This window comes from Nocardia panacis, assembly GCF_003598715.1.
GTDB classification, from domain to species: domain Bacteria; phylum Actinomycetota; class Actinomycetes; order Mycobacteriales; family Mycobacteriaceae; genus Nocardia; species Nocardia panacis.
In genome coordinates, this window is sequence record NZ_QZFU01000016.1 from 1,069,706 (window position 1) to 1,087,680 (window position 17,975).

At 67.4% G+C, this 17,975-nt stretch carries 8 protein-coding genes; 5 read left to right on the forward strand and 3 right to left on the reverse strand.

Going from position 1 to position 17,975, the window contains the following annotated elements; genetic code table 11:
• Positions 1-88 precede the first annotated feature (88 nt).
• The 4 genes from D5S18_RS13100 to D5S18_RS13115 all read left to right on the forward strand — a co-directional run bounded on the left by D5S18_RS13100 (position 89) and on the right by D5S18_RS13115 (position 10,194).
• Positions 89-1,120 carry an LLM class F420-dependent oxidoreductase gene (locus D5S18_RS13100; RefSeq protein ID WP_120040288.1) on the forward strand — a complete coding sequence of 344 codons (1,032 nt, stop codon included), beginning with the start codon at positions 89-91 and terminating at the stop codon, positions 1,118-1,120.
• Positions 1,121-1,311: 191 nt separating this feature from the next.
• Entirely contained in the window at positions 1,312-3,225 is a 1,914-nt protein-coding gene (gene fadD32, locus D5S18_RS13105) for a long-chain-fatty-acid--AMP ligase FadD32 (RefSeq protein WP_120040290.1), read from the forward strand.
• Positions 3,226-3,331: 106 nt separating this feature from the next.
• Positions 3,332-8,653, forward strand: a complete 5,322-nt coding sequence (gene pks13, locus D5S18_RS13110) for a polyketide synthase Pks13 (RefSeq protein WP_120040292.1) — start codon at positions 3,332-3,334, stop codon at positions 8,651-8,653.
• The gene (locus tag D5S18_RS13115; protein ID WP_120040294.1) at positions 8,650-10,194 is read left to right on the forward strand and encodes an acyl-CoA carboxylase subunit beta; all 1,545 of its coding nucleotides are present in this window, start codon (positions 8,650-8,652) and stop codon (positions 10,192-10,194) included. Before pks13 ends, D5S18_RS13115 begins: the two co-directional genes overlap by 4 nt.
• 78 nt (positions 10,195-10,272) lie before the next feature.
• Here the strand turns inward: D5S18_RS13115 and D5S18_RS13120 are convergent, their stop codons facing one another.
• Positions 10,273-10,773, reverse strand: coding sequence for a peptidylprolyl isomerase (locus tag D5S18_RS13120; protein WP_120040729.1), 501 nt, complete (start codon positions 10,771-10,773; stop codon positions 10,273-10,275).
• A gap of 297 nt (positions 10,774-11,070) precedes the next feature.
• On the opposite strand from D5S18_RS13120, the gene D5S18_RS13125 reads away from it, so the two are divergent.
• The gene (locus D5S18_RS13125) at positions 11,071-14,385 is read left to right on the forward strand and encodes an arabinosyltransferase domain-containing protein (protein ID WP_120040296.1); all 3,315 of its coding nucleotides are present in this window, start codon (positions 11,071-11,073) and stop codon (positions 14,383-14,385) included.
• Positions 14,386-14,466: 81 nt separating this feature from the next.
• Here D5S18_RS13125 and D5S18_RS35315 read toward each other — a convergent pair whose 3' ends face one another.
• Complete coding sequence (locus D5S18_RS35315) at positions 14,467-14,625, reverse strand: hypothetical protein (RefSeq protein WP_203236696.1); 159 nt, start codon at positions 14,623-14,625, stop codon at positions 14,467-14,469.
• 70 nt (positions 14,626-14,695) lie between these two features.
• The gene (locus D5S18_RS13130) at positions 14,696-17,950 is read right to left on the reverse strand and encodes an arabinosyltransferase domain-containing protein (protein WP_239003706.1); all 3,255 of its coding nucleotides are present in this window, start codon (positions 17,948-17,950) and stop codon (positions 14,696-14,698) included.
• Positions 17,951-17,975 lie beyond the last annotated feature (25 nt).

Sequence of the window (17,975 nt, forward strand, 5' to 3'; positions counted from 1 at the left end):
AAAGTGCGCTGGTGATCGCGACCGGGACCCGAACCCGAACGCTCGCGTCGTGAGGGATCTCAACGTTGACAGCCAGGAGCATGAGTTCATGACAGAAGCCGCCGCACCGGCCATTACGGCGGATGCTGAGTTGAGCGCGCTGGGCACGCCGCTGCGGAAGTTCCGCTTCGCGGCCGCGGGTGAGGGGAACAAGCAGGAGGGCGGTGCGCGCAAGTTCGTGCAGACCGCGCAGCAGGCCGAGGAGTACGGCTACGACACCTTCGTGGTGCCCGATCATCTCGGCGATCAGATCGGTCCGCTGGCCGCGCTGGGCGCGTTGAGCCAGGCCACCGAGACGATCCGCCTCGGTACGTCGGTGCTGGCCAATCCCTTTCGGCATCCGGTGGTGCTGGCCAAGGAGTTGGCCACCATCGATGTGCTGTCCAAGGGCAGGCTCGAGGTCGGTATCGGCGCGGGTTGGAAGCAGGACGAATTCGAGCAGGCCGGTATCGAGTACGAATCGCCGGGCAAGCGCCTCGCGCGCCTGGACGAGACGCTGACCATTCTCGATGTGCTGCTGCGCGGTCAGGAGTGCACCTTCGAGGGCAAGTACTACCAGGTGCACGGCCTGAAGGGGACCCCGCGCCCCCGGCAGGGTCCGCGCCCGCCGATCTGCACCGGCGGCGGCGGTCCGAAGATGTTGGCGCTGGCCGCCAAGCACGCCGATATCATCTCGGTCGTCCCGGTCACCACCAAGCAGGGCAAGGGGCTGCTGTCGAGCATCACCTTGGACAAGGCCATCGAGAAGGTCAACCTGATCAAGGCGGCGGCTGGCGACCGTTTCGATCAGATCGAACTCAACTGGGCGATCACCGCCGTGGTGATCACCGACGATCGCGAGAAGACCGCGGAGATGGCGCTTTCCGCGCTGGATAGGGGGCTTTCGCCACTGTTGGAGGTCGATGTTCAGCTGACCGTCGAAGACATTCTGAACTCGCCCTACGTCGCCATCGGCTCGTTCGAGGAGATCGCCGAGCATCTGCGCCGTGTGCGCCAACTCACGTCGATGTCGTATGTGGGTGTGTTCCCAACGCAAATGGACGCCTTCGCGGGCGTGATTCCCCTGCTGCGGGATGAGTGATCCACCGTTCTCTGTAACATGACTCTGGTTTGAGAACATCTAGCCGATAGCGGTCACCGCGCAGACCGCACTAATCTGCAGGACTGCTCATGCACGTCGGAGCACCCGCGGGCGATAGCGAGTCGGGGCCTCACAGGTAACAAGCGGCGATATCGCCGTAATGCTGCGTGTGCCTCGGAGGAGAAGAAGGAATGGAAGAGACTTTCGACGACTACCTGGACGAACGCGGGAGCATCCGGATTCCCGAGGGTCGCACCCTGGTCGATCACGTCGAGAAGCACACTCGCAACGACGCGAATACCTTGGCGTACCGCTACATCGACTACTCTCGCGAGCGCGACGGCGAGGTCCACGAGCTCACCTGGCAGCAGTTCGGTATCCGGTTGCGTGCCGTGGCGGCCCGCCTGCAGCAGGTCACCAACCCCGGCGACAGAGTGGCCATTCTGGCGCCGCAGGGTCTGGACTACGTGGTCTCCTTCTTCGCCGCGATCTACGCGGGCACCATCTCGGTGCCGCTGTTCGACCCCGATGAGCCGGGGCATACCGATCGCCTGCGAGCGGTGCTCGGCGACTGCGAACCGGCGGCCATCCTCACCGCGAGCTCCTCCGCGGCGGGTGTGCGACAGTTCTTCCGTTCGCTGCCCGCGCAGCAGCGTCCGCGCATCATCGCGGTCGACGCCATTCCGGACAGTGTGGCCGAGAGCTGGATTCGCCCCGATATCGTGATCGACGATATCGCCTATCTGCAGTACACCTCAGGATCGACACGCGTGCCCGCCGGTGTGGAGATCACCCACCGCGCCGTCGGCACCAATCTGCTGCAGATGGTCAAGGCCATCAATCTGGATTGGAATTCGCGCGGTGTCACCTGGTTGCCGCTGTTCCACGATATGGGCCTGTTGACGGTGATCCTGCCCGCCGTCGGCGGCAAATACATCACCATCATGTCGCCCAGCGCGTTCGTCAGACGCCCGTCCAGATGGATCAAGGAACTGGCCGCCGCCTCCGATGGGGCCGGAACCTTCGCCGCCGCACCGAATTTCGCCTTCGAGCACGCCGCGGCGCGTGGTCTGCCCAAACCGGGCGAATCGCTCGACCTATCCAATGTGATCGGCCTGATCAACGGCTCCGAACCGGTGACCACGTCGTCGATGAAGAAGTTCAACGAGGCTTTCGCGCCGTACGGCCTCCCCAAGACGGCGATCAAACCCTGCTACGGCATGGCCGAGGCCACCCTGTTCGTCTCCGCCACGCAGGCCGAGGACGAAGCCAAAGTCACCTACGTGGACCGCGACGAACTCAATGCCGGTCGCATGGTGCGGGTCGAGCCCGGCACGGATAACGCCATCGCACAGGTGAGTTGCGGCTATGTGGCGCTCTCGCAGTGGGCCGTCATCGTGGATCCGGCCTCGGTGGAGTCCGGCGGCGGCCGCGAGATGGCCGACGGGCAGGTCGGTGAGATCTGGCTGCACGGCGAGAATATGGGCATCGGTTATTGGGGTCGCCCCGACGAGACCGCCAAGACCTTCCATAATCGGGTCGAGCACCGGCTCGCTTCCGGTTCGCATGCCGAAGGCACCGAGCCTGCGGCGAATTGGATGCGCACCGGCGATTACGGCGTCTACTTCGACGGCGAGCTGTACATCACCGGCCGGGTGAAGGACCTGGTGATCGTCGACGGCCGCAACCACTACCCCCAGGACCTGGAATATTCGGCGCAGGAAGCCAGTACGGCGCTGCGGCCCGGATTCGTTGCCGCGTTCTCGGTGCCCGCGAACCAGTTGCCCGCCGAGGTCTTCGAGCAGGACAGCCACTCGGGCTTGAAGTTCGACGCCGAGGACTCCTCCGAGCAGTTGGTTGTGGTGGGCGAGCGCGGACCCGGTGCGGGCAAGGCCGATCCCGGACCCATCGCCGACGCGGTGCGCGCGGCCATCTCCCAGCGCCACGGTGTCACGGTGCGCGATGTGCTGCTCGTTCCCGCCGGATCCATTCCGCGCACCTCCAGCGGCAAGATCGCCCGCCGCGCCTGCAAGACTGCTTACTTGGAAGGAACGCTGCGGGGTGGCTACGCCCAGCAATCGTTCCCGGATGCACCCGAGGAGTGACCACCGGGGCGGCCATCTCGGCCCCCGGTGGGGTTGCCAGACACCCACCCACCGAGCGTCAGTTCCGCGGCGCCGCCGGTACGCAGACAGGTAGCTTGAGGAATTGATGGCTGACAACGAGGGCACGCCCCAGACCGAGATCGATCCCGCCGCGGCCGAGGCCGCCGGTATCTCGCCCGACTTCCTGGTCGGCAACGAGGCGTTGAAAACCGGTGCCACCACGGATATATCGGTGCCCGAGTTGCGGGAGTGGATGCGCAAGTGGATCGCCGAGGCGACGGGTCAGTCCCTCGAGTTGATCACGGTGGATCGTCCGATGGAGGAATTCGGGCTGGCCTCGCGCGATATGCTCGCCCTCGGCGGGGATATCGAGGACGTCACCGGCGTGATCCTCACCGCGACGGTGGTGTATCAGCATCCCACCATCGCCTCGTTGGCGGAGCGAATCATCAATGGCGAACCGGACATTCCGGAACAATTCGTCGATGATGCCTTCTATCAGTCCATTTCGGCCGACGAGGCGCACGATATCGCCATTGTCGGCCTGTCCACCCGCCTGCCCTCGGCGGGCGATACGCCCGAATCCACCTGGGAATTCCTGATCAATCGTGGCGACGCCATTCGGGAATTGCCCGAAGGTCGCTGGGAGGAGTTCACCAGCGAACCGGAGGTGGCGCGGGCGGTGGCCGAGGCCAATACCCTCGGCGGCTATCTCGACGCCTCGGTCATCAAGGGATTCGACGCGGAATTCTTCGCCATGTCCCCGGTCGAGGTCGAGCGGGTCGATCCGCAGCAGCGCCTCGCCATGGAGTTGACCTGGGAGGCGTTGGAGCACGCCCGAATTCCGGCCAGCCAGTTGCGCGGCACGCCGGTCGGTGTCTTCGTCGGCTCCTCCAGCAATGAGTTCCAGTTGATCGCCGCGCTCGGCCTCGGCAAGACCGACGCCAAGACTCCGGCCTCCGCGGAGGCGTATGCCATTCTCGGCAGCGTCAGCGCGCTGATCGCCAACCGCGTCTCCTATTTCTTCGACTTCCGCGGCCCCTCCGTGGCCATGGACACCGCATGCTCCTCGACTTTGGTCGCGGTGCATCAGGCCGTGAGCGCGCTGCGCGCGGGCGAGGCGGATCTCGCGGTGGCGGGCGGTCTCAACCTGATGCTCTCGCCGATGGCCTCGCTCGGGTTCGACCGCAATGGCGGTGTCGCCAAGGACGGCCACATCAAAGCGTTCTCCAAGGACGCCGACGGTATGGTGCGCGCCGAGGGCGGCGGCATGGTGGTGCTCAAGCGCCTCGTCGACGCCGAACGCGACGGCGACCGAATCCTGGCCGTGGTCAAGGGATCCGCCATCAACAACGACGGCCGCTCCAATGGCATCGTCGCGCCGAATCCGGACGCACAGGCCGAGGTGCTGCGCCGCGCCTACCGCGACGCGGGCATCAAACCCACCGAGGTCGACTACATCGAGGCGCACGGCACCGGCACCGCCATCGGCGATCCGGTGGAGGCCGACGCGCTGGCGCGGGTGATCGGCCGCGGCCGCGATGCGGACCGGCCCGCACTGCTCGGCTCGGCCAAGACCAACTTCGGCCACCTGGAATCGGGTGCGGGTGCGGCGAGCCTGGCCAAGGTGCTCATGGCGTTCCAGCACAACGTCATTCCGCCGAATATCAACTACACCGGGCCGAGTCCGCACATTCCCTTCGATCAGGCGCGGTTGCGCGTGGTCACCGAGCCGACGGAGTTCCCGCGCTACAGCGGCGTCGCGACCGTCGGCATCTCCGGATTCGGATTCGGCGGGGCCAATGCGCACGTCGTCGTGCAGGAGTATGTCCCCGCATCGGAATCGGTTGTCGCCGAGAGCGATTCGACCGTCGACGATACCGAGGCGGTGGCCGTCGCCGTCGAGTCCGCCATCGAAGCCTTGGCGGCGCAGACCGATTCGCCGGAACCCGAGTGGTCGGCCGAACGCGTCGAGCCGCTGCCGGTCATCCTGGCCGTCTCCGGCTACCTGCCCTCGCGCCGCCGCCGCGCCGCCGCCGACCTGGCCGACTGGCTGGAAAGCGAAGCGGGACAGGCGACCCCGCTGATCGACGTGGCCCGTTCGCTGGCCAAGCGCAGCCATTGGCGTTCGCGCGGCGCGGTGCCGGCCACCACGCACGAGCAGGCCGTGGTCGGTTTGCGCGCCATCGCCGCGGGCAAACCGGGCACCGGTGTCTTCACCGCCGACGCCCCCGCCGCCATGGGACCGGTGTGGGTCATGGCGGGCTTCGGCGCGCAGCACCGCAAGATGGGCAAACAGCTCTACCAGGAGAATTCGATCTTCCGCCGTGCCGTCGACCAGGTCGACGAACTGGTATTGGACGAGGCGGGCTACTCGATCCGCGAGATGATCCTGGACGACGCCCAGGACTACGACGTCGGCACCTCGCAGGTCGGCATCTTCACCATTCAGATCGGCCTGGCGGCCGTGCTGCGCGCGCACGGCGCGGAACCCGAAGCCGTGGTGGGTCATTCGATGGGCGAGGTGGCGGGCGCCTATATCTCCGGCGGCCTGAACCTGGAGGACGCCGTCCGCGTCATCTGTGCCCGCTCGCGCCTGATGGGCGAGGGCGAGGCCATGATCTCCGACGCCGATGTGCGCAATATGGCCATCGTCGAGTTGGGCGCCGCCGAGATCGAGGCGATGCTGCCGCAGTTCCCGGATGTCGAGATGGCGGTGTTCGCGGCCCCGACCAACACCGTGATCGGCGGCCCGCGCGACCAGGTGGCGGCCATCGTCGCGCAGGTCGAGGCGGCCGGGAAGTTCGCGCGGGTGCTGCAGACGCGCGGTGCGGGTCACACCTCCCAAATGGATCCGCTGCTGGGCGAACTCGCCGCCGAACTCGCGGGTATCGAACCGAGCCGCTTGCAGACCGGCCTGTTCTCGACGGTCAACAAGGAGCAGTTCTACCGCCCCGGCAACGGCCCGATCCACATCGAGGACTACTGGGTCAAGAACATGCGCCACGCGGTGTACTTCACCAATGCGGTGAAGCTGGCCGTGGATATCGGGCACACCACCTTCCTCGAGCTGGCCCCGAATTCGGTGGCGCTCATGCAGGTGCTGGGCACCACCTTCGCCTCGGGTCTGCACGACGCGCAGCTCATCCCGACGCTCAAGCGCAAAGAGGACGAGTCGGCGGGTGTAATCGCCGCGCTGGCCCAGCTGTATGTGCACGGGCACCGGGTGGATCTGCCCTCGCTGCTGCCCGCGGGCGACTACGCCGATATTCCGCGCACCGTCTTCCTGCGCAAGGAGTTCTGGCCCAACGTCCGCATGTCCACCGGTGGCGGCGGCGCCGTCCCCGGCGCGCATGTGGCGCTGCCGGATGGGCGGCACGCGTGGGAGGTGCGGGCCGAGGCCGTCACCGATCTCGCCGCGCTGGTGCGTTCGGCCGCCGCGCAGGTGCTGAGCGAGATGTCGCTCGGCGCGAGCATTCCGCACGGCGCGGTGCCCACATCGGGCACGCTGACCACCACGCTCACCCGGCATCCGGGCGGCGCTTCGGTGCAGGTGCACGCCAAGGAGGGCGCGTCGTTCCGGCTGCTGTTCGACGCGGTGGTCGCTTCCGCCGCGCCGCTGCCGGAAATCGCTGTCGCCGAGGCCGTTCCGGCCACGGCGGGCACCGACGTCGCGGTCAGCGCCGAACTCGACGTGGTCGAAACCTTCGGCGACCGTTGGGATCCCCATGGCACCCAGACCCTGGAGCAGCGGCTGGCGCTGATCGTCGCCGAATCCATGGGCTACGCCGTCGAGGACATCCCCATGGAGATCCCGCTCATGGAACTGGGCCTCGACTCGCTCATGGCCATGCGCATCAAGAACCGCGTCGAATACGAATTCGACATTCCGCAGTTGCAGATCTCGGCCGTGCGCGACGCCAGCCTGTCCGAGGTCGCCAAGGTGCTGCGCTACGCGGTGGAGCATCGCGACGAAGTCCAGGCCATGGCGGATAAGCAGGCTGCGGGCGAGGCGGGCGAACTCGGCGCGGACGATTTCGCGGGCGCCGCGCGCGCCGCCCTCGCGGCGGGCGGCGATCCGGCCGCCGCCGTGCGTGCTGCCGCCGAGGGCGATTCGGCTGTCGACGCCGCGCCCGCTCCGACTTCACCTGTGGCAGCGCCTGTTGCGCCTGCGGCGGTGACTGTCGCGCCTGCGGCGGAGCCGGTTTCGGCTCCCGAACCGGTGCGCGAGTCCACACCGCTGCCGATCGAGGCCGCCGCGGTGCTCACACACGAGGAGGCGCCCGCACCTGCCCCGACGCCCGCACCCGCCGTGGCGCCCGCACCTGCGCAGGGAGCCGAGGACGATGTCCCGCCGCGCGACAACGCCGAGCGCCTGACCTTCGCTTCGTGGGCGATCGTGACCGGCAAGTCGGCGGGCGGCATCTTCAACAACCTGCCGATCCTCGAGGAGGAATTGGCCGAGAAGTTGGCGGCCCGGCTGACCGAGCGCATCGGCGCGGAGGTCACCGTGGACGATGTGCTCGACTGCGAGACCATCGAGCAGCTCGCCGATATCGTGCGCGAGCTGCAGGATTCGGGCAATGAGGTGGACGGGTTCGTGCGTCCGCTGCGTCCGCGCGCCGCGGGTTCGAATGCGGTGCCGGTCTTCGTCTTCCACGCCTCCGGCGGCAACACCCTGGTCTATGAGCCGCTGCTGAAGCGGTTGCCCGCCGAGACGCCGATGTACGGATTCGAGCGGGTGGACGGTTCGATCGAGGAGCGGGCGCGCCAGTATCTGCCCGAGCTGCGCAAGATCCAGGGCGACGGACCGTATGTGCTCTACGGCTGGTCGCTGGGCGCGGTGCTGGCGCTGCAGGTCGCGCAGCTGCTGCGGGCCGAGGGCGCGGAGGTGCGCATGGTCGGCCTGATCGATCTGGCCATCCCGGTCGAGCTCGAGGACAACAGTCCCGAGGAGCGGATCCGTCGGATCGAGCGCTACCAGGCCTTCGCGAAGAAGACCTACAACGTCGAGGGCGATCTGTCGCCCGAGCAGGTGCGGACGCTGGCCGAGGCGTCCGATGGCGAGCAGATCAAGATGATCGGCGATCTGGCCAGGTTGAGCGGCACCAAGATTCCCGGCGGTGTGCTCGAACATCAGCGCACCTCGTGGATCGATAGCCGCGAACTGCAGCGGATCTCGCCGTCGTACTACGGCGGCGCCGTGACGCTCTACCTCGCCGACATCTACCACGACGGCATGATCGAACTCGAGCCGCGTTTCGCCGAGCGCAGGCCCAATGGCGGCTGGGACGAATACATGGAGAACCTCGAGGTCATCCACATTCCGGGCGATCATCTGCAGATCGTGGACGAGCCGCGCATCGGGCGCATCGGCGCGGATCTGACCGCGAAGCTCGCGGAGATCGAGGCGAAAGGGGCCAAGTGAGCACCACCGCTGAGAAACTCGCCGACCTGCGCGAACGCCTGGAGCTCGCGCAGGAGCCCGCGGGTGAAGCGGGAGTGGCCAAGCGGGCGCGCAAAGGTATTCCGAGCGCCCGCGACCGGATCAATATGCTGCTCGATCCCGGCAGTTTCGTCGAGATCGGCGCGCTGGTGCGCAAACCGGGCGATCCGGCGGCGCTGTACGGCGATGGCGTCGTGGTCGGGCACGGATTGGTCGAGGGGCGCCCCATCGCGGTGTTCTCCCACGATCAGACCGTGTACGGCGGCTCGGTGGGGGAGATGTTCGGCCGCAAGGTGGCCGGGATCATGGAGTTCGCGGCGCGGGTCGGCTGCCCGGTGGTCGGTATCAATGATTCCGGTGGTGCGCGGGTGCAGGAGGCGGTGACCTCGCTGGCCTGGTATGCCGAGCTGGGGCGTCGCCAGGAGCCGCTTTCGGGCCTGGTGCCGCAGATTTCGATGATCCTCGGCAAATGCGCGGGTGGCGCCGTCTACGCCCCGATCAATACCGATGTGGTGGTGGCGACCGAGGAGGCGTACATGTTCGTCACCGGTCCCAAGGTGATTCGCGAGGTCACCGGCGAGGATGTCAGTCTGGAGGAATTGGGCGGCGCGCGCAGTCAGGCCGAGTACGGCAATATCCACCACGTCGCCGAGGACGAGGCGGCCGCATTCCGTTGGGTGCGCGAGTATTTGAGCTATCTGCCGACCAGCTGTCAGGAACTGGCCCCGGTGGTGAATCCCGGCCTGGAGCCGGATACGACGGATTCGGATCTGGAGCTGAATTCGCTTGTGCCGGACTCGGATAACGCCGGCTACGATATGCACGAGATTCTGCTGCGCATCTTCGACGACGGTGCGTTCCACGAGGTGGGCGCGACGGCGGGCCGCAATATCATCACCGGATTCGCCAGGGTGGACGGGCGCAGCGTCGGTGTGGTGGCCAATCAGCCGATGGTGTACGCGGGCGCGCTCGATGCCAGAGCCTCGGATAAGGCGGCCCATTTCGTGCGCCTCTGCGACGCGTTCGAGATTCCGCTGGTATTCGTCGTGGACACACCGGGATTCCTACCCGGTGTGGAACAGGAGAAGATCGGCGTCATCAAGCGCGGCGGCCGATTCCTGTTCTCCTTCGTGGAGGCCACGGTGCCCAAGGTGACGGTGGTGATCCGCAAATCCTATGGCGGCGGGTATGCCGTGATGGGTTCCAAACAGCTCGGCGCGGATGTGAATCTGGCCTGGCCGACGGCGCGTATCGCGGTGATGGGTGCGGAGAGCGCGGTATCGCTCATCGGCGGTAAGCAGTTGGCGGCGGCCCCGGAGGAGCAGCGGGCGGCCATGCGGCAGCAGATGATCGACTTCTACAACGCGACCATGGCCACGCCGTGGGTGGCGGCCGAGCGCGGCTATATCGACGCGGTGATCGAGCCCGCGACGACGCGGCTGGAATTGCGACGCGCCTTGCAATTGCTGCGGGACAAGAGTTTGGCCCGCAATCCGCGCAAGCATCACCTGCTGCCGCTATAGCCGATCGAACCGCAAAAGATTAGGGCCGCAACCCGATGGGGTGCGGCCCTATCTCTGTCGACTTCGCTGAGTGGCGAATCAGGCGGCCAGCGCGGCGGATTCGATCACGACGTCGTCGCGCGGCACATCCTGGTGCCCGCCCTTCGAGGAGGTGGAGACGGCGGCGATCTTGTCGACCACGTCATTGCCCTCGGCGACGCTGCCGAAAACCGCGTAACCCCACCCGGACGGGTTCGGTGCGGAGTGGTTCAGGAAATCGTTGTCGGCGACATTGATGAAGAACTGCGCGGTGGCCGAATGCGGATCATTGGTGCGCGCCATGGCCACGGTGTAGCGGTTGTTCTTCAGGCCGTTGTTGGCTTCGTTCTGGATCGGGGCCTGGGTGCCCTTCTGCTTCATCTCCGTGGTGAAGCCGCCGCCCTGAATCATGAAACCGGGGATGACGCGGTGGAAGATGGTGCCGTTGTAGTGGCCCGCGTTGACGTAGTCCACGAAGTTGCGCACCGTATTCGGCGCTTTGGCATCGTCCAGATCCAGGACGATCTTTCCGTAGTTGGTCTCGAGATTCACCTTGGTCATACCCCTACCTTCCCATGCCTGCCCGATTTCCCGAATATCTCGGCGCGCCACGGACTTGCGCGCGGTGCGGTATTCGCGGCGGAGCCGCAGTGTGGTATTCGCGGTGGAGCCGTGGTGTCGCATTCGCAGCGGAGCCGCAGGGTCGCATTCGCGGTGGAGCCGCAGGATCGTTTTCGCGGCGGGGCCGCAGGGTCGCATTCGCGGTGGGGCGGGAGGGCCGCATTCGCGGTGGAGTCGCCGGTGTCGTAATCGCGGCGGAGCCGCAGTGATCTATTGCACCCGCTAGCATTGCCAATCGTGCCCGACGCCGCTACAGCAGTCCTGACAAAGGTGGTCCCCGCTCCGGCGGCGACTTCGCGTGACTTCCGCACGGCGCGCCTGATAGCGCTGATCGCGGGGGTGCTGGGGGCGCTGTTCGCGTTGGCGACGCCGTTCCTGCCGGTGACGCAGACGACGGCGGAGTTGAACTGGCCGCAGGGCGGCACGCTGGGCAGCGTGCAGGCGCCGCTGATGTCGCAGGTGCCGATCGATCTGCGGGCCAGTATCCCGTGTGCGGCGGTGGCCGAACTGCCCGCGCAGGGCGGCATGCTGTTGGCGACCGCGCCGCCGCAGGGCGACAGGGCCGCGTTGGAGGCGATGTTCGTCCGCGTCTCGGACACCACGGTGGATGTGGTGGACCGCAACGCGGTGGTGGTGAGCGCGCCGCGCGAGAAGATGGGCGAATGTACGGCGCTGGTCATCGACTCGGATATCAACCGGACCATCGGTGAGTTCCAGGGCCTGACCAATGACAAGGGCGAACCGGTCCGCAATGAGATGGTGCTGGATCTGCGCCCGCAGGTGGTGGGCGTCTTCACCGATCTGCAGGGCGCCGCCCCTGCCGGGCTGTCGCTCAATATGACCGTCGATACCCGCTTCTCCTCCAGCCCCACCTGGATCAAGCTGACGGCGATGATCGCCGCAGTGCTCGGCACCCTCATCGCGCTGGGCGCGCTGGCCAGGTTGGACGCCAGCGACGGTCGCGGTCATCGCCGCTTCCTTCCCGCCAACTGGCTGCGCTTCACCTGGGTCGACGGCGCGGTGATCGGCACGCTGCTGCTGTGGCATTTCGTCGGCGCGAACACCTCCGACGACGGCTACATCCTCACCATGGTCCGGGTGGCCCCGCACGCGGGCTATATGGCCAACTACTTCCGCTGGTACGGCGTGCCCGAGGCGCCGTTCGGCTGGTACTACTACGTCATCCAGGCGTTCGCCCAGATCTCCACGGCCAGCCCGTGGGTGCGGCTGCCCGCGCTGTTCTGCGCCATCCTCTGCTGGATGGTGATCAGCCGCGAGGTGGTGCCCCGGCTCGGTCGCGGCGTGCGGCTCAGCAAGGTGGCGCTGTGGACGGGCGGACTGGTGTTCCTGGCCTTCTGGCTGCCCTATGACAACGGTCTGCGCTCGGAGCCGATCGTCGCGCTCGGCGCGCTGCTGACCTGGGTCTCCATCGAGCGGGCCATCGCCACCGGCAGGTTGCTGCCCGCCGGGGTCGCGGTGCTGGTGGCGGCGTTCACGCTGGCCGCCGCCCCCACCGGGTTGATGTGTGTGGCGGCGCTGCTCGCGGGCATCCGGCCGATGGTGAAGATCGTGGTGCGCCGCAGACGCGATTTCCTGGCCAAGGGCTACGGCGGTTGGAGTGCGACGCTGCCATTGCTCGCGCCGATCCTGGCGGCCGGTGTGCTGGTGCTGACGGTGGTCTACAGCGATCAGACCTTCGCGGGTATCCAGGAGGCCAACCGGGTCCGGCAGTTGGCCGGTCCGAATCTGGCCTGGTACGAGGACTATCTGCGCTACTACTACCTGTTCGTGCAGACGGTCGACGGTTCGCTGCCGCGCCGGTTCGCCTTCCTGATCATGCTGCTGTGCCTGTTCACCACCATGCTGGTGCTGCTGCGGCGCAGGCGGGTGCCGGGTATCTCCAGCGGTCCGACCTGGCGGTTGATGGGTGTCGTGCTCGGCACCATCTTCTTCATGATGTTCAACCCGACCAAGTGGACCCACCACTTCGGCGCCTACGCCGGGATCGCGGGTTCACTGGCGGCGGTCACGGCCGTCGCGGTGTCGGCGAGCGCGCTGCGGGCGAGCAAGAATCGCGCGATCTTCCTGTCCGGGTTGATGTTCGTGCTCGCGATCTCCTTCTCCGGCATCAACGGCTACTGGTATGTATCCAGCTTCGGGGTGCCGTGGTTCGACAAGCCCATCTCGCTGAGTGGCCACCAGTCCAACACGCTCATGCTGGCGCTGTTCGGATTGGCGCTGGCGCTGGTGGCCTGGTTGGCGCTGCGGGAGGAGTACGTGGGCGCCAAGGCGGGGCCGAAGTCGACGCGCGGCAGACAGATTCGGCGTTTCGCCGCGATCCCGCTCACGCTGGTGGCGGCGGGCATGGTGGCGCTGGAGGTGCTCTCGCTGGTCAAGGGCGCGTACTCGCAGTATCCGGCGTATTCGCTGGCCCGCTCGAATTACGATGCGCTGACCGGCAATTCGTGTGGTCTGGCCAATGACGTGCTGGTCGAGGCGGATGTGAACGCGGGCAACCTGGCGCCCATCGAGGATCCGGCCCACCCGAACAAGAACGGTGATCCGCTCGCCGGTCCGGATCCGGTGGCCTTCGATCCGAATGGCGTCCCCGACGACCTGTCCGCCGACAGCGTCGAGGTCAAACCGGGCACCGGCAACACCTCCACCCAGTCTGTCGGCGCGGCCTTCGAGAAGGGGCAGAGCGCGGGCACCGGCGGCGGCAAGGGGTCGCGCGGTGTCAATGGCAGCACCGTGGCATTGCCCTTCGGTCTCGATCCGGCGACCACCCCGATCATGGGCAGCTATCAGAGCGGTATGCAGCAGCCCGCGCATCTGGTGTCGAGCTGGTATCAGCTCGCCCCGCGCGCGGCGGACAAGCCGCTGGTGGTCATCTCGGCCGCCGGTCGCATCCTGTCCGTCGACGACACCGGTTCGGAGAAGTACGGGCAGTCGCTGCTGGTCGAGTACGGCAAGAAGCAGGACGACGGCAGCGTGCAGCGGCTGGGCACCTACCTGCCGCGCGATATCGGGCCGTTCCCGTCCTGGCGCAATCTGCGCATCCCGCTCGACGCGCTGGCCCCGGAGGCCGACGCGGTGCGCATCCTGGCCAATGATCCGATCCTGATCGGCGATCAGTGGTTGGCCTTCACCCCGCCCCGGATGCCGAAGTTGGAGCCGCTCAACACCTTCCTCGGTTCGCAGCAGCCGATCCTGGAGGACTGGGCGGTGGGCTTGCAGTTCCCGTGCCAGCGGCCCCTCGATCACAAGAACGGCGTCGCGGAGGTGCCCGGCTACCGCATCCTGCCGGATCGTCCGCTGGCCATCAGCTCGACCAATACCTGGCAGGCAGAGGAGTTCGGCGGGCTGCTGGGTTGGGCGCAGATGATGGCGCACTCGGTGTCGGTGCCCACCTATCTCGAGCACGACTGGGCACGCGACTGGGGTTCGCTCGAGCGCTACGACCAGTACTACCGGGCCACCCCGGCACAGCTCGAGACCGGAACGGCCGAGCGCTGGGGTTGGTGGACCCCTGGTCGGCTCAGGGTGTTCTAGCCTCCCGAAATAGGTTCGGCCCGATGCGTTCTCACCGCATCGGGCCGAATTGCTTTCCAGGGGCTGCTCGTTCGATACGGATCACACTTTGCTCATCCTGCAGTGCAATTCGCGCCGCAGCACCTCCTGATCGGGTAACCGGTTCAGCACCCGGAGCACCGCAGGGCGCAGTTCCCGCTGCTCTTCTTCGCTGAGCAGCCCGACGAGATCACGCAGATCCATATCATCGAAGGCGGTCATGCTGCTCAGATTACGTCGCTACCGGCGAGTCGTCAGCACATCAAATCCCCTGTGGCAGTAAAAGGGCCGACTATCGGGCCTTGATGGGCGCGTCTTTGGCCCACCCGCCGCGAGTCTCGACCTCGACACCGATCTCGGCCGGTGCGGCCGAGGTCCACGGGGTGAATTTCTCCAGTGCGCCCCAGTCCTTGGACCAGTCGTGGTCGAGGTAGGTGGGGATGGTCTGCGCGTTGAGCAGCAGGCCGGTCCAGCCCAGTGGGCCGCCGCCGATATCGTCCTGCCAGGCATTCGAGGCGTCCTGGCCGACACGGTCCGGCAGGATCCGCCAGCGCGGGATCTCGGCGACACCGTCGTGATGGTAGAAGGGCCGCTGGCAGGGAAAGGCGAGGCCGACATGCCAGTCGAGCAGGACGGGATCGCCCGCGCCCTTTGGATCATCCGGTTTCACAAGGGAATTCAGCGGTGCGAGGCGGGGCAGTCGGGGCGGGGTCACGGCCAGCCAGATGCGCGGGGTGATGTCGCGATCCTCGGCCACCAGGCGCACGGCGTCGACGTCGGCGGGCAGTTTGTCCAGCGGGACGCGCAGGTTGCGCCAGCTCGGCGCGGGGCCGATATCGAGGGGCAGCACCGAGCCGAGTGTCCGCACCTCGCCGTTCGCTTCGCGCACACCGTATTCCAGGCGCAGGTCCGCGCCGTAGGTGGTGACGCCGTCGGCGTCGACGGAGCGGATCCGGCCCGCCGCGGTAATGGCCAGCACCCGGTAGGCCGGATCGTCGGGTCGGTCGAAGCGGTACCACCGGGAGGTCATGGTGGCGACCTGCTGCTCACCCTCCGCATAGCTGCCCATGACCGGCGTCTTGGCCGGATCCAAGCCGAAAGGCAGTTTGACAGTGCTGCCATTGAGGCCGGTTCGCGTGTTCTTGCCGCCGCCGGTGCCCGCGCCGGTGGTGTGCGAGGTCTTGTTCTTGGAGTCGGTGCTGACCGAGTTCGCGCCGCCGGTCACCGTCTCGTCCGCGTCGGCGGTCAGGTCGGCGGCCACCCCGTTGGGGGTGAATCCCGTTGCCTGCGCGGCCAATCCGTCGGCGGGCGACCCGGTGTACGGGGTCAGCAGCGAATCGGCGGTATCGGTCTCCGCCAGCACCTCGTCGGCGAGGCCGCACGGCTTGCCCACCAAGGAGTTCAGGTTCTGCTTGGCGACCGAGTAGGCCGGGTACTGGGTGACGGCCGCCTTGGCCAGCGAGGCCACCTCGAACAGCACCAGCGCGGCGGCCGCGATGGTCAGCGGGGCAGCCGCGACAGCCCGAGGGGCGGCGGCTATGCGATCGAAACGCGTGGGCTCCGTACGCTTTCGATACGGGTCGCGGTAGTGCTCCCACAGCGCCCACAGCAGCGCGAGCACACTCAGCCCGAGGAACAGCGTCGAAAAGCCCTTGCCCGCGATGAGCGGGGCCTTGTCCCACCACGGCACGCCGTAGCTGGACACGTACCACCAGCCATTGGAGCCGGTGAAGGTCAGCGCCAGCAGGAACAGCACCGCCGCCGCGAACAGCGCCCTATTGCGGGAGGAGCGAATCCCATTGCTGCCCACCGCCACCGCGGCCAACGCGGCCAGCGATCCGGCCAGCCCGGCGTAGACGCCGAAGTGGTGGGTCCACTTGGTGGGGGTGAACATCATCAACAGCAGCGAGGCGAAGACGATGCCGAGGATGCGCACCGACGGACCGCGCGAGGTACCCGGTATGCGGCCCTTGCGCAGCACCTGGAGCACGCAGACCAGCAGGCACAGCAGCATGACCAGCACGCCGAAGCGGCGCGACAGCGAACCGTCGGGGGCCAGCATGAACAGCGAATCCCAGCGGGTGCGCTCGTCGAACCACGCCACATTGGGGCCGACGAGGGTGCGCACCCTGGTGGCCTCCATGACGGTGGCCAGCGTCTGATCGGCGAAAACCACGGTGAGCACCAGGGTCCCGGCGGCCAGTCCCGGCGCCAGCAGCGCGCCGTAGCGCAGTGCGGCCGGTCCGCGCCCGCGCGCCCGCTTGATGATGATCTGCAATACCGGCCGTGAGCCCGCGATGAGCGCGGCCACGCAGATCAAGCCGGTCGGTCCGGCGGCGAGGGAGAACGCGGCGATGAGCACCGCCGCCGCGGCGGGCAGCAGTCGCCCGGTGGCGATGGCGCGTTCGATGGAGCACCAGGTCAGCAGCGCGCCGGCGGCGATGAGCGGTTCGGGGCGCAGACCATTGTCATAGGGCAGCCAGAAGGCGAGGAAGACCAAACCCGCTGTCCAGAGCGCGATTCCGTTGCGTCGCACCCGAGCACCCAAGCGCGGCAGCACCTCCCGGCTGATCACCAGCCAGCAGGCGACACCCGCCGCCAGCGCGGGCAGCCGCATCCACGGGCTGGCGTCGGTGACGCGGGTCATCCAGGCCAGCACCTCGTAGGACCAGCCGAAGGGCGCCTCGGGCACCCCGAACCAGCGGTAGTAGTTGGCCATATAGCCCGAAGGTTCGGAAACCCTGGCCATATTCAGGATGTAGCCGTCGTCGGAGGTGTTCGCGCCGAGGAAGTGCCAGACCGCGAGCGTGCCGAGCACCGCGGCGTCGGCCAGGGTGAAACGCCACCAGTGCCGAGGCAGGAAACGTCGGGGCCTGCGCCCGTCGGAGGTGTCCAGCAGGTGCAGCGCGAACAGCGCTACGAGCGTGCACACCGCCGCCGCGATCATGGCGGCAAGTTTGAGCCAGGACGGGGTGGAGGAGAAGCGCGAGTCGATATCCAGATGCGCGCGCGCGCCGTCGAGTCGATCGGCGGGCAGATCGGTGAACATCCCCACCACCTGCGGCCGGATATCGCGGGTGACGGTATTGGTGAAGGCGGTCCCGTCGAGCCGGTGCGCGCCGGTGAATTCGACGGTGGTGGCCTCGGCGGTCGAGGTGACCGCCACGCCTTGGCAGCCGGTGATCTCGGCGACCGGCGCGGACAGCATGGGGATATCGCGCAGCAGCACCGCGAGCGTGCCATCGGTCACCGTGACGACCAGACCCTTGGTGGCGGCCTGACCCGAATCCACCGGAACCGTCGACAGCACGGTTCCGGAGGCGGGCAGCAGCGCGCACGGCAGCGTGGCCTCGAACTTCAGCGGCACATAGGAGACCAGCGGCGCCTCGACGCTCGCCGCGCCCGGCTGGGGCCAGTCCAGCGTCGCCCGGTCCTCCCGCACCGGCAGCAGCGGTGTCAGCAGCGCCAGCGCGAATCCGAGAAATCCGGAGACGAGCGCCAGCAGGCGGTAGCGGGTGAACGCGGGTGTCGAGGGGTCCGGTCGCACGGTCGTTGATGCTAACGGGCGTTGT

Excerpts from the sequence above, each read along its gene's own strand:
- D5S18_RS13100 (WP_120040288.1), top strand. The coding sequence starts at position 89 with ATGACAGAAGCCGCCGCACCGGCCATTACGGCGGATGCTGAGTTGAGC.
- fadD32 (WP_120040290.1), top strand. The coding sequence starts at position 1,312 with ATGGAAGAGACTTTCGACGACTACCTGGACGAACGCGGGAGCATCCGG.
- pks13 (WP_120040292.1), top strand. The coding sequence starts at position 3,332 with ATGGCTGACAACGAGGGCACGCCCCAGACCGAGATCGATCCCGCCGCG.
- D5S18_RS13120 (WP_120040729.1), bottom strand. The coding sequence starts at position 10,773 with ATGACCAAGGTGAATCTCGAGACCAACTACGGAAAGATCGTCCTGGAT.
- D5S18_RS35315 (WP_203236696.1), bottom strand. The coding sequence starts at position 14,625 with ATGACCGCCTTCGATGATATGGATCTGCGTGATCTCGTCGGGCTGCTC.